This window comes from Glacieibacterium frigidum (assembly GCF_007097155.1).
Lineage (GTDB): Bacteria > Pseudomonadota > Alphaproteobacteria > Sphingomonadales > Sphingomonadaceae > Glacieibacterium > Glacieibacterium frigidum.
This window is the reverse complement of record NZ_VJWA01000002.1, coordinates 1,294,573-1,318,408: the sequence shown is the minus strand read 5'-3', so window position 1 is coordinate 1,318,408 and position 23,836 is coordinate 1,294,573. Positions and strand designations below refer to the sequence as shown.

Sequence of the window (23,836 nt, the reverse complement as noted above, 5' to 3'; positions counted from 1 at the left end):
TGGCGTCAAACAACTTTCCGATCCGCTGCGTTCTGGGGGAGCCGTCGCTTGTCGTCTTTTGGATTTACGTTCCTGTCGCGAACGGCGCTCGGGCAAGCAGAGCGGATGATGTTCGGCGCCAACGCCGGCGTCCGTGACGAGGTCGGCTTCCTGATCGTCCACCAGCGCTACGCGGACCATCTCTTCCCGGGCACGTCGGTCTTGCACACCCGGCTACGCTACACCCTCCTCATTCCATGGCTCTATCAGAGCCTGCGAGCGAAGCGTCCCGCCCCAAAGGACTTCGCTCAGGCATTCATCGATCTTGAGCATCGGCTGACCGGCCGCCTTCAGTACAAGGACGGTGAGGGCGAGCCAGACGGCGTGATCGGCGGCGAAGTCTATCCGCGCGCCATCAGCCAGCCGCCGGCTTATGTTTATTGGACGGCGCTCGCAAAATGGGGACTAATTGCAGCGCGGCCCGACGGACGCCAATGGAGCCGTCCCGATATGGCGAGGCTGCTCGCGGGCGGAAGCAAACGAGCCCTGCATGATGATGACGGCAAGCCCCTCGAGACGATCGCGTGGCCGATCACGGGCCTGATCGATGCTCCGCTAGATTGGGAAAGCAACGGCAAGATGACGCTCGAACTCAGTTCTGATGAGCGAGCATTCTTGGCACGAAAGCTTCGCGCGGTCCGATCTCCAACCGACCCGAGCGAACCCTCGTTGTTGGCTAAGCTCGTCGGCCGCCCTTTGAAAGAGGCCGAGCGTAGTTGGGACGACGAGATTCTCGGCTTAGCTGGCAAGGAAGCGGCACGTCTCAGGCGTGCGGGGCAGGCGGCAGCGCTCTCGGCAATCGGCCGGGCCGTCTATGCAGCTTTGGTCGAATCGGTGAAGGAAGAACGTGACAAGCGGCCTCAGGAGAATCTGCACCGCAAAGATTTGGTAGACGTCGTGGATAAATGGGGGGTGCAGGCCGCCGCCCTAGACTTTGCTCGCTTCCTCGAGGATGTCGGTCACCTGCCCACGGCAGTCGAGGCGGTGCTTCGCGAGACCATTGCCTGGGTCCGCTCGAAGAAAAAAAATCCCGCGCCCTTGCTCGGCGTCTATGAACGGGCTGAGTATAGCCGGAAAGGCGACCGGGCCCGTCTCGCGAACAATCAGTTCGGCGTCGATCGACGCATGGAGTGGCAGGGCGACAAGCACGGCTATGCGCAGCCCCTCCACTACCGTTGGGATAACGTGAAACGCTTGCTTCGAGATTTGGAGGACGTCGCGTGAAAGAGCGACCGCCTGCATGGCCCGGGCAACCCTATCTCGACGAGCTTCGCCCCGAGCGCGGTGAGACCGTCCGGCTGGCATTGTTCGCGACCTATTCCGTAGACCTGTCGGCCATCGCAGCGATGCTGCTGGCGTTGATCGGTCGCAACAACGAGCAGGGCAGCGGCACCGCGATCGATTTCGCGGAAGCCGTCGATCAGCTCCGAGACCACGTGCGAATAATCATTCAGCGCGGAAGGATTGCGCGGCCAGTTACGCTACCGCGCATCGCGGGAATCCTCGACCAATTCGTGATCGAACAAGCGCATGACGAGCGGGTACGCAGCTGGCATCCCAAGATCGCATTGGTGGCCTACGGCAGCCCGAAGGGCCCGTTGCGCTGGAGACTGTGGATCGGTAGCCGGAACCTTACTCGCTCCCAAAATCTCGAAGTGGGCATACTTCTCGACGGACATCCAAAGCGCGGCAAAGGCAGGGCGCGGCTCGAAGGGGTTGGGAATCTTGGCGCCGGCCTTGCCAAGGTCGCCGGGCGGCCGGATGCGTCGGCGATCAGCGAAGAACTGGACGCGGTCTGGTGGAAGGCGCCCGAGGGCTTCCGGATGCGCGCGCTCCTGGATGGGCTCTATGAGGGCGTTGGTCTCGCCGTTGAGCCACCGGCCGGCGCGATCGACGGTCTCACGATCGTCAGCCCCTTCCTCTCATCGGACTTTCTGAAAGAGGCTGGGCGCTGGGGTCCGGAGGGTGCACGAACCCTGGTGTCGTCGATGCCAGCGCTGATCGACATGGCGAACCGGTCGGGGGCGCCGCTCGCAGCCTTTTCGAATTTACTCGCTTACGCGGCGCCAGATGATGCTACCGAGGAGAAAGCTCCGGAAGCGCCCCGGACCTCGCCTTCTGAGGACGACGAAGCCGAACCGCAGCCACTCGCGCTCCATGCCAAGCTCTTCGCCTTTCATCAGGGTGACACCACGATAGTCCGGGTTGGCAGCGCTAACGCGACCGATCGCGCCTGGTCGGGTCGGAATTCCGAAGTCATGGTCGAGCTCGAGGCCGAAGAGGCCTTCAATCCCGGCCTCGCCTTCCTGATCGGTAAGGCCACCCCGGTCACGATCGGAGAGCTCGCGCTAGTTAAGTCCGCCGACACCAGCGAAGCCGATGCGCTTGAGGATTCGCGCAAAGCGCTCATGGCCTGTTGGGATCCGATCCTGCATCGTGACGGTGATCGCTTCGTTCTGGATGCGAGATCGCTGCCGTTATTAGCTGAAGAGAGCCACCATCTGGCTGCGGGTCACGCCAATGGCGATCTTCTCGCATGGCCCAAGGACGGCGTTCGGCTCGATCTCGGGACGATCCCACTGTCCGTCCAATCCGCGTTCATTCAGGTCCGTGTGTCCTCCACACAAAACTCAGTGCGATGGATGCAGCGTGTCGAAGTCGATCCGCCACTCGATGAGAAGCGCGACCTTGCCGCGCTCGCCAGCCATATGGGCCTGCGTGCCTTCCACGAATGGATGCGTGCGATGCTCGGCGGCGAGACAGTCCCGGTCGGCGACGTCGCCTGGGACGAAGACCTGGGAGGCGCGGCCAAGGGGCGCGAGGCGTTGGGCTATGGCCGTTTGACGCTCGAAGACATACTCACCGCATGGGCGCGCGACGAAAAGGCATTTAAGAGGGTCGACAAGCATTTCAGACCCTATGTCGAAGCGTTGCTCGCCCATGACGGAAACCTTAGCGCTTCCGAGAAGAAGGATCTGAACGAACTCGCCCAAATCTGGGCGATCGCCCGCACGCAGCTCTTCGCATGAGCGCCCCGTCCAAGCCTTTCCAGCAGGCCACGGTCGCAGCAGCCTCAGAAGCCCTTGCCGGCGGAAATCGGCGTCGCCGGTTCCTAGTTGCGGACGAGGTCGGTCTCGGCAAGACCGTTGTCGCCCGCGACACGCTCGCGGCGCTCTCCCGCAAAGCCCGCAAGTTCACGGTCTATTACATCTCGAGCGGTCAGAAGGTTGCTGACCAGAACAAGTTCGAGCTGCTTCGTTTCCTGGACGATGATGCCGCCGACGCGGCGCTCTCCAAGATCGATCGCGTGGGCCTCATCCCTTTCGAAGAGAAGCGTAGCAGCAGTTTACGGCTTTACGCGTTCACGCCGCACACGTCTTTCTCCAGCAAGAAGCGCCTCTACGGCGGTAAAGCGGTCGAGCGCGCCTTTATCAAGCTGCTGCTCGACGAAATTTATCCCGGTCTGACCGACACGTTTCCAGATGGCTTCATCGAGCACGGTGCCAGTACAGGTTGGGGCTGGGCGCTCACCGAAGCCCAGCGGAAGTTCGAACACGCATCGGTCGCTTTCAAGACCGCCTATGGCCGGGCACTAAGGGCTGAATTTGGCAAGCCTGCGCGCGAGACAATCTCGCGGGCGGTCAGGGACACGACATTTTCGGACGGCCACATCGTCGGCATGATGCGCAAGGCGCTGGCGCAGGCAGCGCTCGATTCCGCGACACCCGATCTCGTAATTCTCGATGAGTTTCAATGCTACCGAGAGCTGCTCGATTCGGGCGACGACAATCCGCTTGCGCGCCAGTTGCTCGAAGGCAAGGACGATGCGACGCCGCCGCCTATCCTGTTGCTTTCCGCCACTCCGTATCGATTTTACGCAGAGCGGTGGGAGACCGGTTCGGGCGCTGCGCCCCACGTCGAACTGTTCAATCTCATCGCATTTCTTGGTGGTGCCGAGGTGCGCGCAGAGGCTGAGGTACAATTCCGTCGGTTTGGGAATCTGCTTCACGTGATTGGGCGTTTGCCGGTCGAGAGCCGTCAGGCGGCGATCGGCGAGGCCGAGACGATCAAGCATCGACTTGAGGCGCTGCTAACGCCGCTCATGTCTCGGACCGAACGACCGGCATCTCGGGAAGGAAATGAACCGCCGCCCAAGCCCGTTCGGATCGAACCACACGATTTGGATGTCTATCGGCACTTCACCGCCGAAGTGCCCAGGAATCTGAAGACCGCGACGATCGCCTATTGGCTGTCTGTTCCCCTACCGGCTCAGGCGCTGGGTGACCGCTATCAGATCACGCGCGGTGTGCAGTTCCCGGCGACGCGCAATGTCCCGCGCCTCGGCGTCACAACCTGGACCAAGCCCCCGAAGGATGCCTGGGGGAGCGCCAAACTTCGTGCGCTCAGCGATATTGTACCGACCGATGCGCTCGCATTGCCTTGGATCCTTCCATCGCTGCCTTGGTGGGATCCTGTAGGTCCTTGGGCAAAGGTGGAGCAGCCTCAGAAGATGCTGATCTTCAGCCGGTTCAGGGCGACACCACAAAGCGTCGCCGCACTGGTCAGCCTAGAGGTCGAGCGCAAGTTCGTGGGTAAGAGCAGCCTTCCCTACGCGAATGCATGGAAGAAACGCCACCTCAATCCCAAGCCCAACCAAGGACCGACCTTGGCGCTCTTTCACCCGAGCCCGTTCCTGATCCGCGTTGTTGACCCGCTCGATGTTCGCGATGGCGCTTCGATCAGGCATGTCCGCGCGCGCGCAAGACAACAGATCATTCGAGCGCTCCCTGCCTCGATTGCGGGCGAAGCGCTGAACAAGCGCGACAATCGTCGTCGCAAGCCGGCGTGGGCGGTTCTGGCAGCTATCGAGGCCGCACAGAAGCAACCGCACGCGCGCGAGTTTGCCGCTATTCAGAAAGCTTGGGCATGGGTGGCGCCCAAGGACGCTGCGCTCCAGTCTCTTCTCAAGCTACGCCAAGAGGCGGAGCCGATTAGCTGGATCAGCAAATGGGAGCTCGACGCTCTCGTAGACATGGCGCTCGGCGCGCCGGGCGTCGTCGTGGGCCGCGCGCTGTATCGTCACTTGCCGGAGCTGTTTGACTATAAGAACCAGCATTACCGCAAGCTGGCGCGGCTCTGCTGGACGAAGTTGCGCACCTATCTTGATCGTCCTGTGTTCTGGTCGGTGTTACCAGGGGATGACGCCACGGCCAAGTATCAGCGCGCCTGCGTCGAAGGGTGTCTCGAGGCTGTCCTCGACGAGCATTTCTGGCTGCGCAAATCCAAGGTGGGCTCGATCGGTCTGGTTGACGATCTGTCCGGGGCGCTATCAGCGAACGTCGGCACGTTTGGCTTTCAGGGGCAGGCGCAGAAGGAGAAAATCCGGATCCGATGTCATGCGGCCGTACCGTTCGGCGGAACCGAAAGCGAGTCTCTCAGGAAAGAGCAGAACGACGACAACCAGGCTCCCGCGCGCTCGGAGGAGATCAGGAGTGCATTCAATACGCCCTTCTGGCCCTATGTCCTCGCGACAACCTCGGTTGGTCAGGAAGGTCTCGATTTCCATAGCTGGTGCGACCGCCTCGGTCACTGGGACCTGTGTTCAAGTCCCGTAGATCTCGAGCAGCGCGAGGGGCGCGTGCAGCGCTTTGGCGGGCTCGCTGTCCGTCGCCCTCTCGCCGAAAAGCTGGGCAAGGATGGGTTGACCGAGGCCCGCCGCAATCGGACCTCTCCCTGGGACTCTGTCGCGGCCAGCGCCAATACGGCGTTCAAGAATGACGAGACCGGCCTGACGCCTTGGTGGACGCTGCCCGGCGCGGAGCTCAAACGCCACCTGTTCGCCCTGCCACAGAGCCGCGACATCGATCGGTTTGCGAAGTTGAAGACCCAACGGCTTCTCTACCGCGTGGCGCTTGGCCAACCTGACCAAGAAGATTTGGTCGAGCTTCTCACTGACGACGATCCGGAGGCGATGCGAATATTGCAGGGTTTGACACTAAACCTATCAGCCTTCGCTCATCGGAAAACCGCCTAGCCCTCCCGTATTTGAAAAAGACTATTTGGCACATTCAGCCTTTCGACCTGAGAATGGCCGGTCTCGGAGTGAGCTGGCGCTTAGCATTCAGATCGGGAACGCCGGATGCATCCCAATTCTCACCATAGCCGCGCTCCAGGTTGATCTCACACCTTTGATTGAACGTCGGAAGTTGGGAAGGCGAAAGGCGCCGGGAACATCTACTTGTGGATCCTGTCTGACGACCGGTCAGCCACAACGAACTCACGCAGTCCAAATTACCGGATCGGGCTCGCTTCCGATCTGGGCAAGCCCGTGCGCAATCGATGTAAACTCGCCGCCTGTCGCAATGCGCTCCTCGCCGAAATGGCGGTCGAACATCCCCCTGATCGCGGGGATGAGCGAGGAGCCGCCGGTCAGGAACACTCGGTCGACCGCGTTCGGCTGCATGCGTGCGGCGGCGAGGGCGTTGATCATCGTCGTCTCGATCCGCTGCAGATCGGTGGCAATCCAGCCCTCGAACTCGTCGCGCCGCACCTCTGCGGCGATCGTCACGCCACCTCCTTCGAAGTGGAATACAGCCCGATCGTCGACGGAGAGTTCGCGCTTGAGCCGGCCAACGGCGTCATAGAGGGGAAGGCCCTGCTCGGCTTCGATCAGCGCGATCATACGCTTGATCGCGTCCGGGTCGAGCGCGTCGCGCTGCAGCCGGGCAAGGTGCTGCTCGTACATGGTTCGGCAGATCCGGTGGTACCAGTCGCCGCTTTGCATGCCGCCAAGCGAGATTTGGAGCATCTCGGCATCACGGTGACGGCGCACGTCTCGCCGGAGGTTGGCCACACTGTCGACCCGGTTGGCCTTCGCATGGGAGGCGACTTCGTGACTGCAGCCTTGCAGACCCGTTAGCGATCGGCACCGATTGAAATATCACAACATCTAGCTGATGTTGAATAGGGCCATAGCTCCCGCACGTGGTCCGCTACCCCGGGGCAAAATCGTGAAATGATCGTGCTTCGCCGAGATGGCAGGTTCTCTCTTCGTAAGACAGTCCCCGCTGCGCTAAGGCAGGCATACGGTGGCCTGGCTGTCGTCGAGAAGAAGCTGGAGACTGCCAATCGCAACGTAGCGAATGAGCGCGCAGCGATCATAAGAGCGATGCTCAAGTCCGAGTTCGCAGCGCGGCTTCGTGGCGAAACGAGCATCGCTGAACCGCTCCGCGAGATCTATGAGGCTGCGCTACTTGCGGACGGATTGGCGCAACTAAGCCGCCATGCGGGCGCGGTCGACCCCGCACAAGCTAGACCCGTCGACGGGGGGGCCGCCTTGTTCGACCAGCCCCTAGCTGCCCAATGCTCGACATCAGCAAAGTCAGCCGGTCAAGGGCGTCGCTCCAGCCAGAAGGACAGGTCCGATCGTCACGGGCGCACGGCTCAATCGTGCCGATCGGATCCCGACTTTGCCGACGTCGCAGAAAGCTTCATGCGACAGTGGAAAGCAAAAGCAGGTCGGAAGGCGACGAATACCGAAAATCAAAAACGGGCAACGTATCGGCTGTTCCAGGGCTTCTGGGCGAACGAGCCGATACGCGCCATCGGCAGCACCGATGCAGCGAGGTTTTACGACACGATCCGTCTATTCGATCCACATTGGGTCCGGCCAAAGTCTTCCCAGTCTATGAGCTGGGACGCTCTGCTCGTCGTCCATGGCAACCGCGAGCGCGGCCTGTCTGATGCGACAATGAACCGGCATATGGCCACGCTCAAAGCGCTTTGGGATTGGGCTCAGAAGCGCGGTCATTGCGAAGGCAGCAACCCGTTCGTGGACTTCCACACAAGGCTTCGCGCCGGTGTCAACATGTCGCCCTACAGAGCGTGGGAACACGATGAACTGAACAACTTGCTTGTCCCTCCCCCGCGACGCTCGGACCTCCTCGAAATAACTCTGGTCGGCATGCATTCCGGGTTGAGGCTGGATGAAATTGCGTCGCTCACCTGGGGCCAGATGCGACAAGCAGAAGGCGTCACCTATTTTGAGATCCGTGACGCCAAAACTCCCGCAGGCAATCGCCAAGTGCCGGTCCACCCGGCGCTGTCTTGGCTCACGGACCGAGCCTGTCGTGATCCGGAAGCTCGGATCTGGCCGACGTTCAATCCCGAGGGACCTGGCAAAAAGGCAGGCGCTGACGCGGGACGAGAGTTTTCCCGCTTCAAAGCCAGTCGCGGTTTTCGCGCCCGCTCAAAGGCATTTCATTCATTCCGGAAGAATGTCACCAGGATCATGGAACGTGCGGGCGTCGCTGAAAACGAATGGGCTCAGGTGCTTGGCCATGAGCGAGGCTTCACGTACCGGGTTTACAATCCAGATGGCATCACGTTAACGCGTAAGGCAGAAATCGTAGCACTGATATCTTATCCAGGCGTGGAACTGCCGACCATCAATCGTGATCGCAGCGCGATATCCATATAGCTGGCAATCAGGAACTTAGCGTGGCCCCGGCCCGGCCCGGCTCGTCGCGAAGACGCACGCCAAACTTTATGACCGCATGAAGCCCAAACCCTCGAATTCGGTTAAATCGAAAAAGTCCGAAATCGAACCGTTCTTGGTGTCGTAAGAGATGACGATCTCACGGCCAGCAAGCTTCACCACGTAGAAGAAAGTACAGTTCTTCTCGCCTATTTTTGTGAAGCCATCAGGGAGGTCCGGATGGCCTAGGCTTCGCCGTAGTTGCTCAATTTGCGCAAGACTTACGACGATCCCCAGTCGACGGATCGATCGAAGGGCCAATCGGTCGCACAGAGCCATCAGTCGATCGGTCTGGCGATCTGCCCGCTTCTGTAGAGCTCGGTGTGAATGCCGACGAGCCACTGAGTTGGCGATCGCTTTCCGGTCCGAACGCGACCTATGCGCCAGGCCGCCCCCTAGACGTGGTCCTACTATCGGTAGTTGGCAATACGCGGCGCCTGACAAGAAAACCGCGCCGATTGCGTTCAAATTTCGCGCAATCCCGACCAAACGCCCGTCCTTCGGTTCTGCTGGCGAAGGGCGCACCTGTTCCGCACGAGACTCGAACAACGTAGGCGCTGAAAGAAACAGCCAAGTCCCTTAAAAGGGCAATGAAGTCCTTTAAGTCAGATCCACCTCAGACGTCGAGGTTCGCCACCGACAGGGCATTGTCCTGGATGAAGGCGCGGCGCGGTTCGACGATGTCTCCCATCAGCTTGGTGAAGATCTCGTCCGCGAGGTCGGCCTCGTCCGCCGTGACGCGCAGCAGCGTGCGCGCCGCGGGGTCGAGCGTCGTCTCCCACAGCTGCTCGGCGTTCATCTCGCCCAGCCCCTTGTAGCGCGCGACGCTCAGCCCCTTGCGCCCGGCGTCGAGCACCGCGTTCAGCAGCTCCGACGGGCGGCGGACGGTGATGTCGCCCAGCTTCGACGGCGCCGCATAGGCATCGCCGACTTCGAGCGCGAGGGCGTGCAGCTTGCGCGCCTCCGCCGACTGCAGCAGCGCGCGGTCGACGATGAAATGGTCGGTGACGCCGCGGTCGGCGCGGCTGAGGTGATAACCCCCCTCCGCCGCGGGCTCGACGACCCAGCCCTTGACGTGCTCGCCGTGCTCGAGCCACGCCGCCGCCTTCGCACCCGCCGCGACCAGCTTCTCACGATCGTCGCCGATCGCCGGGTCGAGCGCGCCGGTCAGCGCCAATGCTTCGACCAGCCGCGCGTCGTAGCGAGTCGGGATGTGGCTGGTCAGCGTCTTCATCCGCCGCGCATGATCGACGAGCGCACGCAGGTCGTTGCCGGTGCGCAGCTCGCTCGCCGACTGCAGCTCCATGCCCGCGATGCCGGTGTCGACGAGATAATCGTCGAGCTGCGCGTCGCCCTTCAGATACACCTCCGACCGGCCGCGCGAGACTTTATACAGCGGCGGCTGAGCGATATAGAGGAAGCCGCCTTTGATCAGCTCGGGCATCTGCCGGTAGAAGAAGGTCAGCAGCAGCGTGCGGATATGCGCGCCGTCGACGTCGGCGTCGGTCATGATGACGATCTTGTGGTAGCGCAGCTTCTCGATCTTGAACTCGTCGCGGCCGATCCCGGCGCCGAGCGCTTGGATCATCGTGCCGATCTCCTTCGATCCCAGCATCCGGTCGAAGCGCGCGCGCTCGACGTTCAGGATCTTGCCGCGCAGCGGCAGGATCGCCTGAAAGGCGCGGTTGCGCCCCTGCTTCGCCGAGCCGCCCGCCGAGTCACCCTCGACCAGGAAGATCTCCGAGAGCGCCGGGTCGCGCTCCTGGCAGTCGGCCAGCTTGCCGGGCAGCGACGAGATGTCGAGGCCGCCCTTGCGCCGCGTCAGGTCGCGCGCCTTTTTCGCCGCCTCGCGGGCAGCGGCAGCGTCGATGATCTTGGCCATGATCGTCTTGGCTTGGCTGGGGTTCTCTTCGAGCCACTCCGCCAGCTTGTCGGCGATCAGGCTTTCGAGCGGCTGGCGCACCTCCGACGAAACCAGCTTGTCTTTGGTCTGCGACGAGAATTTCGGGTCGGGCAGCTTGACCGAGATGATCGCGGTCAGGCCTTCGCGCATGTCGTCGCCGGTCGGCGTCACCTTCTCCTTTTTCAGCACGCCCGACTTGTCGGCATAGCTGTTGAGGGTGCGTGTCAGCGCCGCGCGGAAGGCGGCCAAGTGCGTGCCGCCGTCGCGCTGCGGGATGTTGTTGGTGAAGCAGAGGACCTGCTCGTAATAGCTGTCGTTCCACTCGAGCGCGACCTCGATGCCGATGTCGTCGCGCTGCCCGGTGATCGCGACCGGGGCTGCGATCAGCGCGGTCTTCGACTGGTCGAGATACTTCACGAACGCCGCGATGCCGCCCTCGTAATAGAGCTCGACGACCTTCTGCTCGGCGTGGCGCGCGTCGGTCAGGAACAGGCGGACGCCCGAATTGAGGAACGCCAGCTCGCGGAAGCGATGCTCGAGCTTCGCGAAATCGAAGTCGACGATCTTGAAGGTCGCCGGGCTCGGCAGGAAGGTCACCTCAGTGCCGCGCCGCTCGCCCTGCGGCCCGACGACGGCGAGCGGCGCCTGCGGCACGCCGGTGTGGAAGCGCATGTAATGCTCGTGCCCCTCGCGCCAGATGCGCAGGTCGAGCCAGTCGCTCAACGCGTTGACCACCGACACGCCGACGCCGTGCAGGCCGCCCGACACCTTGTAGGCATTGTCGTCGCTGTTGTTGAACTTTCCGCCGGCGTGGAGCTGCGTCATCACCAGCTCGGCCGCCGAAACGCCCTCCTCCGAATGGATGCCGGTCGGAATGCCGCGCCCGTTGTCGGCGACGGTGACGCTGCCATCGGGGTTCAGACGGATGTCGATCCGGTCGCAATAGCCCGCGAGCGCCTCGTCGATGGCGTTGTCGCTGACTTCGAACACCATGTGGTGGAGGCCCGACCCGTCGTCGGTATCGCCGATATACATGCCCGGCCGCTTGCGCACGGCATCGAGCCCGCGCAGCACCTGAATGGCATCGGCGCCATAGTCGGCGCGCTCGGAATCACCGGTGGGGTCTTGGGGTTCGTCGGTCAATGCGGGGTCCTCGCGCGGGGGCGCTGTTTCGATAGTGTCATATAGGGGTTCGCGCCCGTGTACGCGAGGATTCAGTGCAGCGCCGTATCAGGTGCAATCGACTTTTCCTGGAGCCGAGCGTTATCGAGGCAAAGGGAGGACATGCTCGTGGAAGCGACTGCTGCGACCGAACTTGCCAAACTACGCAAACACTTCCCGGGCGAAAGCGCCGACTATGCCCGCGTCCGGCAGAGCCTGCTCGCCGAGGAAATCGCGCTGCAGCGGCAGATCGACCGGGTTTCCGAATTGCGGCGCACGCTGCCCGATGGCCCGGCGATCGATACCGATTACCGCTTCCGCGACGGCAATGGCGACGAGGTCGGGCTGATCGACCTGTTCGGCGACCACGACACGCTCGTCACCTATTTCTGGATGTACGGGCCGCAGCGCGAGCGGCCGTGCCCGATGTGCACCAACCTGCTGGGTCCGCTCGATGCCAACGCCCGCGATCTGACGCAGCAAGTCGCGCTGGTCGTCATCGGCCGCTCCCCGGTCGAGCGCCAGGCCGCCTTCGCACGCGAGCGGGGCTGGCAGGCCCTCAGGTTCGTGCAGGCCGTCGGCGACGATTATCCGCGCGACTTCGGCGGGCTCGATACCGATGGCTCGGAGTGGCCGGTCCTCGCAGTGTTCAAGCGCGTCGACGGCGCGGCCCGCCTGTTCTGGAAAGGCGAGATGACCGGCGAGATGGCCGATCCCGGCCATGATCCGCGCGGCGGTCCGGACTTCGCCCCGCTATGGACCGTCCTCGACCTGACACCGGGCGGTCGGCCCGACGGATGGTACCCGAAACTCGAATACTAGCCGGTCACCACACCGGACTCGACGCGCAACCGCCGACCGCCCGCGCTCGCGAACAGCGCCGCGTCGGTCCCCGTCATCCAGACCTGCGACCCCGTTTCCGCCAGCCGCTCGAACAGCGCCGCCCGGCGCGCGGCGTCGAGGTGGGCGGCGATCTCGTCGAGGAGGAGGATGGGCGCGCGGCCGGTACGCGCCGCGACGAGGCGGGCGTGCGCGAGGATGATGGCGATCAGCAGCGCCTTCTGCTCGCCCGTCGAGCCGCGCGACGCGGGTTCGGCCTTGGCGGCGTGCCGGACGACCAGATCAGCGCGGTGCGGCCCGGTCAACGCGCGGCCCGCGGCGGCGTCGGCGGCGCGGCTGCGTGCCAGCAACGTGCCAAGGTCCGCGGCGTCGTTCCCCGCCAGCGCGAGCAGCGGCTGCGCGAACGGCCCCGCCGGGGTCGCGGCGAGGATGTCGCCCAGCGCCGCGACCGTCTCGGCCCGCGCGCGGGCGATCGCCTCGCCATGCTCGGCCATTGCGAGCTCGAGCGCGCTAAGCCACGCCGGATCGGGCGCATCGCCGGTCAGCAGCCGCGTCCGCGCGCGCATCGCGGCGTCGTAGCGCACCGTTTCGCGCGCATGGCCGGGCACCAGCGCCAGCACCAGCCGGTCGAGAAAGCGCCGCCGCGCCGATGCCGGTTCGGCGAACAGCCGGTCCATCGCCGGGGTCAGCCACAGCACCGACAGCCACTCGCCGAGGCGCGTCATCGGCGCCGCCGCCCCGTTGATGCGCAGCACGCGGCGTTCGGGGGTCGCGGCGGCGGTGCCCGTGCCGACCTCGATCGCGCCGCCCTCGGCCTCCACCGCCGCAGCGACCGCAAAGCCCCCCGCGCCGCCCTCGCGCGCCATCTCGGACAGCGCGACGCCGCGCAGGCCGCGCCCCGGCGATAGCAGCGACACCGCCTCGAGAAGATTGGTCTTGCCCTGCCCGTTGTCGCCGGTGACGGTGATCAGCCCCGGCTCGGCGACCACGTCGGCGGTCGCGTACGAGCGGAAATCGGTCAGCGTCAGGCGGGCGACGTGGGGCACGTCCCGCTGGTAGGCGGCGCGGTGCCGTCCGTCCATTCGGGCGCCTTGCCCGGCAGGGTAGCGAGGAACGCCGCCGCGCTCTCCCGCGTCGCCTTCTGGCGCTCGGAGCCGAGGCGGTCCCAGCCGTCGTACATGCGCCACAGGCGGCTGTTGTCCTTCAGCGCCTCGCGGTGGCGCGCCAGGAAATCCCAGTAGAGTGCGTTGAACGGGCAGGCGTCGGGGCCGGTCTTCTGCTTCACGTCGTAGCGGCACTTGCCGCAGTAATCAGACATGCGGTTGATGTACGCGCCGCCGCCGGCATAGGGCTTCGACCCCAGCCGGCCGCCATCGGCGAACTGGCTCATGCCGATGACGTTGGGCGCCTCGACCCATTCGTATGCGTCGGCGTAGACGATCAGGTACCAGACATGGACCTGGTGCGGGTCGATGCCCGCCAGCATCGCGAAATTGCCGGTGATCATCAGGCGGTGGATGTGGTGCGCGTACGCCTCGCGCTTCGTCGACCCGATCGCCTCGGCCATGCAGCGCATGTCGGTCTCGCCGGTCCAGTAGAAGGCGGGCAGGTCGCGCGTCGCCTTCAGCGCGTTGGAGGCGGTGTAGTCGCGCCCCTCGATCCAGTAGATGCCGCGGATATATTCGCGCCACCCGATGATCTGGCGGACGAAGCCCTCGACCGAGTTGATCGGCGCAGCGCCCCGGTCGTACGCCGCGACCGCCGCATCGACGACCTCGCGCGCCAGCAGCAGCCCGCAGTTGATGTAGGGCGACAGCGCGGCGTGCCACAGGTGATCCTGCCCCGCGACCATCGCGTCCTGATAGTCGCCGAAGCGCGGCAGGGCGTGCTCGATGAAATGATCGAGTGCTACCAGCGCCTGTGCCCGCGTCACGGCGAAGCGGAACGGCGTCAGGTCGCCGAAATGCCCCCCGAAGCGCGCCGCGACGAGCGCCAGCACGTCGTCGGTCACGGCATCGGGTTCGAAGGTCGCGACGCCGGGCGTGTTGAGCCCGCGCGGCGGGGTCTTGCGGTTCTCGGGATCGAAGTTCCAGCGGTTGCCGACGGGCTTGCCGACGCTCATCAGCAGCCCGGTGCGCTTGCGCATCTCGCGGTAGAAGTCCTCCATGATGAGGCGCTTGCGGGCGGACGCCCATTCAACGAAGTCGGCACGGCTGCAGAGAAAGCGGTCGTCGGGCAGCACCTCGACCGGCACGCCGAACTGCGCGCTCCACCCGTCGATCATGTCGGCGACGCGCCACTCGCCCGCCTCGACGATGCGGACCCCGTCAATGGCATGGCGCGCCATCGCCCGCCCGACCTCGCCGGTGAAGCTGCCGGTGTTGCCCGCCGCGTCGAGCGTCACGTAGTCGACCGTCCACCCGGCGGCGCGCAGCTCATCCGCGAAATGCCGCATGGCGGAGAAGAGCAGCGCGATCTTCTTCTTGTGGTGCCGAACGTAGGTCGCCTCGTCGAACACCTCGACCATCAGCACGACCGCGCCGTCCGGCCCGCCGCGCAGGCTGGCGAGCGACGGACTGAGCTGGTCGCCGAGAACGGGGATGAGGATCATGACGCCGGGGTAACGCGTCGCCTCGCGCGACGGCAGCACCCGCGATGTCGCGGCTCAGGCCTGGCGCTGCTTCCGCAGCTTCGCCGACGCCAGCGTGCCCCACGCGCGCTCGACCAGCCCCGCCACCTGTTCGGCGTCGGCAACGTCCAGCCGCACGAGCAGCATCGGATAGCCGTCGTAGTGCGGCGTGGTGTGGAAGACGTCCGCCTGCGTCTCGAGCAGCGCCTCGCGCAAGCCGTCCTCGACCTTGAGCGCCAAGTCGCCGTCCTCGCGCAGGCGGCAGATCAGCTTGCCCGCTACCTTAAGCGCGGGGGTGCCGTAGCTCGTGCCGAGCGTCACGCCGGGCAGGGCGAGCGCGGCCGGGGTGAGATCGTCGAAGGTCATTGAGCAGGTGCCTCCGCGACCTTCTTCTTGAAATAGCCGCCGCACGCCCGTTGACCGAACAGGGTGACGCCGGTTCCGAATTTCGTGGGCGTCAGCGTTGCCGCCACGGGCGTGACGGTGGTGCCGGGGCTCTCAGCCTTGAGCCACGCGGCCGCCTCGGCGAGCGCCACCGCATCGGGTTCGGCCAGGCGCGGCGGCGTGACCTTGTCGAGGTAGTGGTGGATCGTGTCCTGCTTGGCACTGCCATGGCCGGGGTTGGCGCGGACATTGGCATGGAGTTCGGCGATCGGCGTCGCACCGTCGAAGTCGCCGAGAAACAGCAGCTGGCCCGGCCCGACACTGAACTGCCGGGTCGCGTCGCCGAAGCAAACCGCCCAATACTCCTGCTGCGACACGTCGCGAACCACGTAGGTGCCGGGCTTGAGCTTGCGCAGGACATAGCTTTGTCCCGGTGCGCCGCCGTCGATCACCATGTTGACCCAGCCGCCGCTGAACGTGCCGGTCAGCAGGTTCTGCGCCACAGGATCGAAGCGGGAGATGCCGAGCGTGTAGGTGACCGGGAGGCGCGGCGCGCGAACCAGCACGGCAGCGTCGGCACTGGCAGGCGTGATGGCGATCTTCGACGGCTTGGGCGCCGCCAACGCGGACGTGGCGATCAGCAGCGCGACGAGGGCCGCGCGCATCACACCCGCATCGGCATCAGTACGTACAGCGCATTCGACGCATCGCCGGTGCGGATCAGCGTCGGGGCGGCGGCGTCGGCGAGGTGGATGTCGACCTGGTCGCTGCCGACCTGGGCGAGGATGTCGAGCAGGTAGCGGTAGTTGAAGCCGACCTCGAACTCCGGCGACGTGTAGTCGGCGGGGACTTCCTCGGCCGCGGTGCCGTTCTCAGGGCTGGTGACCGACAGCGTGACCTTGTCGCGGCCCAGCGCGATCTTGACCGCGCGGGTCTTCTCCGTCGTGGCGATCGCGGCGACGCGGTCGACGCCTTCGGACAGGCTCTTCACGTCGATCTTGAGCAGCTTGTCGTTGGCGGTCGGGATGACGCGGCTGTAGTCTGGGAAGGTGCCGTCGATCAGCTTAGAGGTCAGCGTCGCGGTGCCGAGCTTGAAGCGGATCTTCGATGCCGACAGCGACACGGCGACGTCGCCGTCGGCCTCGTCGAGCAGCTTGCGGATTTCCGCGACGCACTTCCGTGGCACGATGATGTCGGGCATGCCGCCCGCGCCCTCGGGCCGGTCGAACTCGATGCGCGCGAGGCGGTGGCCGTCGGTCGCGACGGCGCGCAGCTTGGGCTCTGTCCCGTCGACGACGTGCAGGAAGATGCCGTTCAGATAATAGCGCGTCTCCTCGGTCGAGATCGCAAAGCGCGTGCCGTCGATCAGCTGGCGCAGCGTCGCGGCCGGCAAGGTGAAGGCGGTCGGGAGATCGGTCTCGGCGATCACCGGGAAATCGTCGCGCTTGAGCGTCGCGAGGCTGAAGCGCGCGCGGCCGGCGACGACGGTCATTTTCTCGTTGGCGACCGCCAGCTCGACCTGCGCGCCCTCGGGCAGCTTGCGCGCGATATCGAACAGCGTGTGTGCCGAGACGGTGGTCGCGCCGGGGCTGGCGACGGTCGCGGCGATGGTCTCGACGACCTGCAGGTCGAGGTCGGTCGCCATCAGGCGCAGGCCGTCACCATCGGCCTCGATCAGCACATTCGACAGGATCGGTATAGTGTTGCGACGCTCGACCACCGACTGGACGTGGCCGAGGCACCGGAGCAGCGTCGCGCGTTCGACAGTCGCCTTCATTCTTGTCCTCGATGCCCCCAGTTGTGGCGGCGACTATAGCGGCGCACGCGCGCGGCGGTAGCGGTAAGTTACCCCGCGCGCGTCATCAGCGATAGGTTTCGAGCTCCTCGATCCGGTCGCGGTAGACACGCGCGATGCAGCGGTTGTCGCGGCACGACTGGCGCTGGGCGATGAAGTCGTCGCGGCCGGCGTCGAGCTCGTCGCGCAGGTTGCGGTCCGCCCCGTCGCGGAGCGCGAAGAACAGCTCGGACATCTCGACGTCGAGCGCCGCGAGGCGCGGGCTCGAGCAGACCGCCTCGAGCACGCGCGAGGTGACGCGGCCGCAATCGAAGCTGGGGCCGGCGACCTCCGGCTCGTTCGGAACGGATACGGGGGGAGCGGGCGGCGGCGCGGCGCGGGGGATGAAGGGTGCGGCGGGCTGCGAGGGCGCCGGAACGTCCGGCATCGGCTCGGCTTCGATAACCGCTGCGCCATCGGGTTCGACCGTCGTCACCTGATCCGCCCCGGCCTCCACGAGCGCCATGACGATCGGCGCCGCGCCGCTGACCGCGGACACGTCCACCGCGCCGCCCGCCGCGGGGCGGATCCGGTACTCGATACTCGCGGCGAGGGGTGCGGCACCGCCGATCGCCGGCAGGCTGAGCAGGCCGCGGCAGACCAGCGTCCGGCCGTCGCCGCGCCCGCTGTCGGATGCTGCCGCGACGCTGACCGAGAGGGCCGCGGCGCTGTTGTCGAGCATCGCGCCACTCCCGCCGGCGCTGCGCGCCTGGCCGACCAGGACATCGCGGAGTCTGGCGATCGATGCAGGACTTGCACAGTCGAGCGGCACCGGCGGCACGGAGGCGGCGCTGCCATCTTCGGGCAGGTCGGCGACGGGTGGCGCGCCGCCCTGCTTGGGGATCAACGCCAGGCCGATGAAGATCGCGGCGAGGATACCCAGGGCGATAAGCGAAGCGGTCCGCCACCGGCGGTCGGCGGGGGGCGCGGCTGGAATAGCCTCGACCGCCGCTGCTTGCGGCATCACCGGGGCGGGGACCACCCGTTCGACCGGACGCGCCGCACTGCGCTCCCGCGCCTCGCGGATGAACCAGGGTTCGGGAAGCGGCGCTTGCGGGTTGCCGACGACGCGATCGTCGTCGCGGCGGCCGTCTTCGGAATTTGAGTTGCTCACACCGCTGGAAACGTCGGGCTTCGGCGACAGTTTCGTTAACGGATCGTCAGCTTTGCGCGGCGAGGCGCGCGATCAACGCCTGCGCCGCCGCCGGCGCGCGAACCTTGGCACCCGAGATGAAGAAGACATAGACGTCGCGCGCGCCATCCGCCGCCCAGTCGCGCGCCTGCGCCGCCCAGCCGTCGAGCGCCGCGGGCGGGTAGCCGGTCGCCTCCTCCTCGGCGCAATTCTGCAGCCGGGCATAGGCGAAGTCGGCGGTCGGCGCGTCGGTCGCGTCGAGCGGCGTCGGATATTTGTCGGCGTGCGCGAACACCGCCGCGCAATTGGCGCCGCGCGCCAGCGCCAGGAAGGCGGGATCGCGGAAGCTTTCGTGGCGCACCTCGAGGGCATGCTGCAGCCGCCGCTCGCCGAGTTTCTCGGGCAGCAGCGCGATGAACGCCGCCATGTCGTCGCGGTCGAACTGCTTGGTCGCCGCAAACTGCCACAGGATCGGCCCGAGCTTGTCGCCGAGCCGGTCCATGCCAGTGGTGAAGAAGCGCGCGATCGACTCGCCCGCCTCGCCCAGCACCCGCCGATTGACCGCGAAGCGCGGCCCCTTGAGGCTGAACCTGAACCCGTCGGGGGTCTCGTCGTGCCACTTCTGATAGCTCTCGGGCTTCTGCGAGCCGTAGAAGGTGCCGTTGATCTCGATCGCGGTCAGCGCCCGGCTGGCATGCTTCAGCTCGTCCGCCTGCCGCAGCCCTTGCGGGTAGAAGGTCCCGCGCCACGGCTCGTACGTCCACCCGCCGACCCCGACGCGGATCATGCCTCGTACGCGGCTTCGGTCTTCGCCCGCACTTCGTCGGCGCTGACCCCCGGTGCGGTCTCGATCAGGCGGAAGGGAGCGCCCTTGCGGTCGGCGCGTTCGAAGACGGCGAGGTCGGTGATGATGACGTCGACGACACCGGCGCCGGTCAGCGGCAGGCTGCACGCCGCCTTGAACTTGGCGCCGCCCGCCTTGTCGACATGCTCCATCAGCACGACGATGCGGCGTGCGCCCGCGACCAGGTCCATCGCGCCGCCCATGCCCTTGACCAGCTTGCCGGGCACCATCCAGTTGGCGATGTCGCCGTTCTGCGCGACCTCCATGGCGCCGAGGATCGATAGGTCCATGTGGCCGCCGCGGATCATCGCAAAACTGTCGGCCGAGCTGAAATAGCTGGTGCGGCGCAGTTCGGTGATCGTCTGCTTGCCGGCGTTGATCAGGTCGGGGTCTTCCTCGCCCGCGTAGGGGAAGGGCCCCATGCCGAGCATGCCGTTCTCGCTCTGCAGCGTGATGTCGATTCCCTCGGCAACATGGTTCGCCACCAGCGTCGGCATGCCGATGCCGAGGTTGACGTAGAAGCCGTCGTGCAGCTCCTGCGCGGCGCGTGCCGCCATCTGGTCGCGGGTCCAGGCCATCAGATACGCTCCCGCACGGTACGATTTTCGATGCGCTTCTCGTTGTCCGCCGCCACGATCATGCGCTGGATATAGACGCCCGGCGTGTGGATGGCGTCGGGATCGAGCGTGCCGGGCTGCACCATCTCCTCGACCTCGGCGACCGTCACGCGCCCCGCGGTCGCGGCGTTCGGGTTGAAGTTACGCGCGGTCTTTCGATAGACGAGGTTGCCGTAGGGGTCGGCGCGCCAGGCGTGGACGATCGCCAGGTCGGCGACGATGCCGCGCTCCAGGATGTACGTCTCGCCGTCGAAGTCCTTGTGCTCTTTCCCTTCCGCGATCAGCGTGCCAACGCCGGTCTTGGTGTAGAAGCCCGGAATGCCCGCCCCGCCGGCGCGCAGCCGTTCGGCGAGCGTGCCCTGCGGCGCGAATTCGAGCTCGAGCTCGCCGCTGAGATACTGGCGCTCGAACTCCTTGTTCTCGCCGACGTAGCTCGAGATCATCTTGCGGACCTGGCGGCTGTGCAGCAGCACGCCCAGCCCGAAACCGTCGACCCCGGCGTTGTTCGAAACGATGGTCAGGTCCTTGACCCCCGAGGCGGCGATGCCCGCGATCAGCTTCTCCGGGATGCCGCACAGGCCGAAGCCTCCGGCAGCGATCGTCATGCCGTCGAACAACAGGCCGTCGAGGGCGGCGGCGGCGTCGGGATAGAGTCTGGCCATGGCGGGACGACCTAGCTTGCGCCCGCCCGCCTGTCATCCCACAAGCACGCCCATGCGCCTGATCCTCGCCCGCCACGCCGAGACCGTCTATAATGCGGGAGCCCGCATGCAGGGGCATATGGCGCACACGCCGCTGACCCGCGCCGGCATCGCGCAGGCCGAGGCGATGGGGACGTTCCTGCGCGAGCATCTGGGGCAGCGCCCCGACCTCGACTTCTGGGCGTCGCCGTCGGGGCGGACGCTGCAGACTTCGGCAATCGTCGCCGAGCATCTGGGCATCGACTTCTTCGACATCCGCACCGACGACCGCCTGCTCGAGATCGACGTCGGCGACTGGCAGGGGCGGCGCTATGCCGACATCGTCGCCGAGACCGGACCGATCGTCTGCCCGGACCGGCGCGCCTTCAACGTCGTGCCGCCGAACGGCGAGTATTACCCGGCGATTCGGGCGCGGCTGGAGGCGTGGCTCGCCGGCCTCGACCGAGCGCGCGACGTGCTGGTGATCAGCCACGGTATCACGCTGCGCGTCCTGCGCGGGCTGCTGGCGGGCGGCGATGATTTCGAGGGCGTCGCCTTCGCCGACGACGCGCCGCAAGGCACGGTGTTCGAGATCGTCGACGGCACGCAAACCGCGCTCCACCTCGGCGGCGGTTTTTCTGGCGCCCGTGCGGCCTAAAGGGTTCACCGCGCGTTCAACACAACACTTGCATAACCCGCCCATTGACGGGAGAATCACGATGTTGCGTTCAAATATTCTTCGAGCCGGCCTGGCCGGTGCCGCACTCCTCGCGCTCGGCGCGTGCACAACCGACGGCTATGGTTACGGTGGCGTTGGTTACGCCAGCGACGGCGGTTACTACGACGGCGGCTATGGCGGCGTCGGATACGGCGGCGGCTACGACAATTACTATGGCGACCCTTATGGCTATCGCTCGGTCCCGTTCGGCTATGCCGGCGCGGGCTTCGGCTGGTTCGGCGACTATTATTATCCGGGCACCGGCTATTACGTCTACGACCGCGGCGGCAAGCGCCGCCAGTGGGACGGCAACCAGCAGCGCTATTGGCAGGAGCGGGCGCGCGATCGCCGCAACTATACCGCCGAGCGCCGTGACGATCGCCGCGATTTCCGTGGCGAGCGCCGCGACGACCGCGCTGCGCTCAATAACGGGCAGGTAACCCGCGAGCAGTTCCGTGCCGACCGCACGCAGGACCGGAACGCCTATCGCGCGGACCGGACGCAGGACCGCCAGGGTTTCCGCGCCGACCGGCGTCAGGATCGCCGCGAGTATCGCCAGGACAATCGCCCGGGTCGTCCCGGTGTGAGCGTCGGGCAGGCGATCGGCCAGGTCGCTGCCCCCACCGCGGCGGTGGCCCCGGTGCAGGTCGACCGTTCGGCGGTGCGCGAGCAGCGTCAGGCGGTTCGCGAGCAGCGCCAGGAAGTCCGCACCGAGCGTCGCGAGATGCGTCAGTCGAGCGGCAACGGTGGCGGACGCAACCGCGGTGACCGCGGCCCGCGCTAACGCCTAGGCCATCAGGCCATCGAGCCGCCACGGCGGGAAGCGCTGATTAGTCCCTGCATGATACAGGATGATTAGGTTTCCCGCCGGGTCGGTGACCCCCCCGCGCCGCCACAGATAGGTTTCGTCGCGCGGCGCGAAGTCGAACACGACGCCGCGTGACCGGGCCGCAGCATAGGCGGCGTCGACATCCTCGCAGTGCAGGTAGGTTTCGGCAGTGCCGGCGCGGCCACCTTCGATGACCTCGAACGACAGCGTCGCGCCGCCGTCCATCTCGAACCGGGCATAGCGCGGTGGTGCCGCAACGATCTGGGTCAGGCCCAGTGCGGTGTAGAAGGCAAGGCTTGCGTCATAGTCGTGCGCGGGCAGGGTGACGTGGTTCAGCATCATCGGCGGTGCTCCCGGTTGAAGGGTCGCCCGTACCGGCGCGGTCGTCGAGGCACAGACTATTGTTGCCGGGCCCGATCTGCAACCGGCCTTTCTTTCGCCGCGTGCCGCCTCTACATGCCGCGCGTGCAGATTCCAGGCCTTATCGATCCCGTGCCCGTGCCGCGGGCCCCGAGTGCTCGCGCCGACGGCAAGACGGCGATCGTCGGGCTGTCGCGCCCTGCGCTGCGCGCTGCGCTGGAAGGTGCCGGTCTCGACGCCAAGGCCGCCAAGCTGCGCGCCAGCCAGATCTGGCACTGGGTCTATAATCGCGGCGCGGCCGAGATCGACGCGATGGCCAATATCTCCAAGGACGCGCGCGCGGTGATCGCCGAGCATTTCGTCGTCGGCCGCCCCGAGGTGACGCAGGCGCAGGTGTCGAGCGACGGTACGCGCAAATGGCTGCTGCGCTTCGACGACGGCAACGAGGCCGAGTGCGTGTTCATCCCCGACGCCGACCGGGGCACCCTGTGCGTCAGCTCGCAGATCGGCTGCACGCTCAACTGCCGCTTCTGCCTGACCGGCACGATGGCGCTGGTCCGCAACCTGACCCCGGCCGAAATCGTCGGGCAGGTCATGCTGGCACGCGATGCGCTCGGCGAATGGCCGACCAACGGCGAGGGCCGTCTGCTGACCAACATCGTGATGATGGGCATGGGCGAGCCGCTGTATAATTTCGACAGCGTTCGCGACGCCCTCGCCATCGTCATGGACGGCGACGGGCTGGGCCTGTCGAAGCGCCGCATCACTCTGTCGACCAGCGGCGTCGTGCCGATGATGGCGCGTGCCGGGGCCGAGATCGGCGTCAACCTCGCGGTCTCGCTGCACGCGGTCACCAAGGAAATCCGCGACGAGATCGTGCCTATCAACAAGCGCTACGGGATCGAGGAGCTGCTGTCGGCCTGCGCCGCCTATCCGGGCGCCAACAACGCGCGGCGGATCACTTTCGAGTATGTGATGCTCAAGGACAAGAACGACAGCGACGCCGAGGCGCACGAGCTCGTCCGGCTGATCCGCAAGTACAAGCTGCCCGCCAAGGTCAATCTGATCCCGTTCAACCCCTGGCCCGGCAGCGACTATGAGACCTCGACCCCCGAGCGCGTCGCGGCGTTCAGCGACATCGTCTATCGCGGCGGCATCTCCGCACCCGTTCGCCGCCCGCGCGGCCGCGACATCATGGCGGCGTGCGGCCAGCTGAAGTCGGCGAGCGAGAAGGTCAGCCGCGCCGAGCTCGACCGCCGCGCCGCCGCCAAGGAAGCGGGTTGGGTCGAGGCCGCGTAACCGCCGCACGACCGACCTTCGAAAGCCCAGC

19 protein-coding genes and 1 pseudogene are annotated in these 23,836 nt (G+C 66.0%); 8 read left to right on the top strand and 12 right to left on the bottom strand.

Annotation, left to right across the window (positions count from 1 at the left end; genetic code table 11):
- The first annotated feature begins 48 nt into the window (after positions 1 to 48).
- From FMM06_RS15925 to FMM06_RS15915, 3 genes are read left to right on the top strand one after another with little or no spacing between them, the layout of a single operon-like run.
- Entirely contained in the window at positions 49 to 1,263 is a 1,215-nt protein-coding gene (locus FMM06_RS15925; protein WP_207790300.1) for a DUF6361 family protein, read from the top strand.
- Positions 1,260 to 3,068, top strand: a complete 1,809-nt coding sequence (locus FMM06_RS15920; RefSeq protein ID WP_144335300.1) for a phospholipase D family protein — start codon at positions 1,260 to 1,262, stop codon at positions 3,066 to 3,068. Before FMM06_RS15925 ends, FMM06_RS15920 begins: the two co-directional genes overlap by 4 nt.
- A complete protein-coding gene (locus FMM06_RS15915) occupies positions 3,065 to 6,073 on the top strand; it encodes a helicase (RefSeq protein WP_144335299.1) in 3,009 nt (1,002 codons plus the stop codon). The genes FMM06_RS15920 and FMM06_RS15915 overlap by 4 nt, the downstream gene beginning before the upstream one ends.
- 243 nt (positions 6,074 to 6,316) lie before the next feature.
- Here FMM06_RS15915 and FMM06_RS15910 read toward each other — a convergent pair.
- Positions 6,317 to 6,790: pseudogene (locus FMM06_RS15910) on the bottom strand (Hsp70 family protein); the annotation flags it as partial.
- Between the two features lie 264 nt (positions 6,791 to 7,054).
- On the opposite strand from FMM06_RS15910, the gene FMM06_RS15905 reads away from it, so the two are divergent.
- The gene (locus tag FMM06_RS15905; RefSeq protein WP_144335298.1) at positions 7,055 to 8,518 is read left to right on the top strand and encodes a DUF6538 domain-containing protein; all 1,464 of its coding nucleotides are present in this window, start codon (positions 7,055 to 7,057) and stop codon (positions 8,516 to 8,518) included.
- Positions 8,519 to 9,191: 673 nt separating this feature from the next.
- Here FMM06_RS15905 and gyrB read toward each other — a convergent pair.
- The gene (gene gyrB / locus FMM06_RS15900; RefSeq protein ID WP_144335297.1) at positions 9,192 to 11,621 is read right to left on the bottom strand and encodes a DNA topoisomerase (ATP-hydrolyzing) subunit B; all 2,430 of its coding nucleotides are present in this window, start codon (positions 11,619 to 11,621) and stop codon (positions 9,192 to 9,194) included.
- A 147-nt stretch (positions 11,622 to 11,768) separates the two neighbouring features.
- Here gyrB and FMM06_RS15895 point away from each other — a divergent pair, with 147 nt between their 5' ends.
- Positions 11,769 to 12,461 (top strand): DUF899 family protein, encoded by a 693-nt coding sequence (locus tag FMM06_RS15895; protein WP_407925202.1) that lies wholly within the window; start codon positions 11,769 to 11,771, stop codon positions 12,459 to 12,461.
- On the opposite strand, the gene recF is transcribed toward FMM06_RS15895, so the two are convergent.
- The 9 genes from recF to FMM06_RS15850 all read right to left on the bottom strand — a co-directional run bounded on the left by recF (position 12,458) and on the right by FMM06_RS15850 (position 20,581).
- Positions 12,458 to 13,561 (bottom strand): DNA replication/repair protein RecF, encoded by a 1,104-nt coding sequence (recF, locus tag FMM06_RS15890; RefSeq protein WP_144335295.1) that lies wholly within the window; start codon positions 13,559 to 13,561, stop codon positions 12,458 to 12,460. The genes FMM06_RS15895 and recF overlap by 4 nt on opposite strands.
- Positions 13,504 to 15,090: a cryptochrome/photolyase family protein gene (locus tag FMM06_RS15885; RefSeq protein ID WP_144335294.1), complete on the bottom strand. Its 1,587-nt coding sequence runs from the start codon at positions 15,088 to 15,090 to the stop codon at positions 13,504 to 13,506. The genes recF and FMM06_RS15885 overlap by 58 nt, the downstream gene beginning before the upstream one ends.
- Before the next feature lie 54 nt (positions 15,091 to 15,144).
- The gene (locus FMM06_RS15880; RefSeq protein WP_144335293.1) at positions 15,145 to 15,474 is read right to left on the bottom strand and encodes an MmcQ/YjbR family DNA-binding protein; all 330 of its coding nucleotides are present in this window, start codon (positions 15,472 to 15,474) and stop codon (positions 15,145 to 15,147) included.
- Complete coding sequence (locus FMM06_RS15875) at positions 15,471 to 16,157, bottom strand: hypothetical protein (protein ID WP_144335292.1); 687 nt, start codon at positions 16,155 to 16,157, stop codon at positions 15,471 to 15,473. Before FMM06_RS15875 ends, FMM06_RS15880 begins: the two co-directional genes overlap by 4 nt.
- Positions 16,157 to 17,269 carry a DNA polymerase III subunit beta gene (gene dnaN / locus FMM06_RS15870; RefSeq protein WP_144335291.1) on the bottom strand — a complete coding sequence of 371 codons (1,113 nt, stop codon included), beginning with the start codon at positions 17,267 to 17,269 and terminating at the stop codon, positions 16,157 to 16,159. The genes FMM06_RS15875 and dnaN overlap by 1 nt, the downstream gene beginning before the upstream one ends.
- A gap of 85 nt (positions 17,270 to 17,354) precedes the next feature.
- On the bottom strand, positions 17,355 to 18,440 hold the full coding sequence (locus FMM06_RS15865; RefSeq protein ID WP_144335290.1) for a lysozyme inhibitor LprI family protein: 1,086 nt from the start codon (positions 18,438 to 18,440) through the stop codon (positions 17,355 to 17,357).
- Between the two features lie 46 nt (positions 18,441 to 18,486).
- Positions 18,487 to 19,245: a DUF72 domain-containing protein gene (locus FMM06_RS15860; RefSeq protein WP_144335289.1), complete on the bottom strand. Its 759-nt coding sequence runs from the start codon at positions 19,243 to 19,245 to the stop codon at positions 18,487 to 18,489.
- The gene (locus FMM06_RS15855) at positions 19,242 to 19,880 is read right to left on the bottom strand and encodes a CoA transferase subunit B (RefSeq protein WP_144335288.1); all 639 of its coding nucleotides are present in this window, start codon (positions 19,878 to 19,880) and stop codon (positions 19,242 to 19,244) included. Before FMM06_RS15855 ends, FMM06_RS15860 begins: the two co-directional genes overlap by 4 nt.
- Positions 19,880 to 20,581: a CoA transferase subunit A gene (locus FMM06_RS15850; RefSeq protein WP_144335287.1), complete on the bottom strand. Its 702-nt coding sequence runs from the start codon at positions 20,579 to 20,581 to the stop codon at positions 19,880 to 19,882. The genes FMM06_RS15855 and FMM06_RS15850 overlap by 1 nt, the downstream gene beginning before the upstream one ends.
- Positions 20,582 to 20,633: 52 nt before the next feature.
- Here FMM06_RS15850 and FMM06_RS15845 point away from each other — a divergent pair, with 52 nt between their 5' ends.
- Entirely contained in the window at positions 20,634 to 21,257 is a 624-nt protein-coding gene (locus tag FMM06_RS15845) for a histidine phosphatase family protein (protein WP_144335286.1), read from the top strand.
- 61 nt (positions 21,258 to 21,318) lie between these two features.
- The gene (locus FMM06_RS15840; RefSeq protein WP_144335285.1) at positions 21,319 to 22,101 is read left to right on the top strand and encodes a hypothetical protein; all 783 of its coding nucleotides are present in this window, start codon (positions 21,319 to 21,321) and stop codon (positions 22,099 to 22,101) included.
- Positions 22,102 to 22,104: 3 nt separating this feature from the next.
- Here the strand turns inward: FMM06_RS15840 and FMM06_RS15835 are convergent, their stop codons facing one another.
- Positions 22,105 to 22,488: a VOC family protein gene (locus FMM06_RS15835; protein WP_144335284.1), complete on the bottom strand. Its 384-nt coding sequence runs from the start codon at positions 22,486 to 22,488 to the stop codon at positions 22,105 to 22,107.
- A gap of 114 nt (positions 22,489 to 22,602) precedes the next feature.
- Here FMM06_RS15835 and rlmN point away from each other — a divergent pair, with 114 nt between their 5' ends.
- Complete coding sequence (gene rlmN / locus FMM06_RS15830; RefSeq protein ID WP_144335283.1) at positions 22,603 to 23,805, top strand: 23S rRNA (adenine(2503)-C(2))-methyltransferase RlmN; 1,203 nt, start codon at positions 22,603 to 22,605, stop codon at positions 23,803 to 23,805.
- Positions 23,806 to 23,836 lie beyond the last annotated feature (31 nt).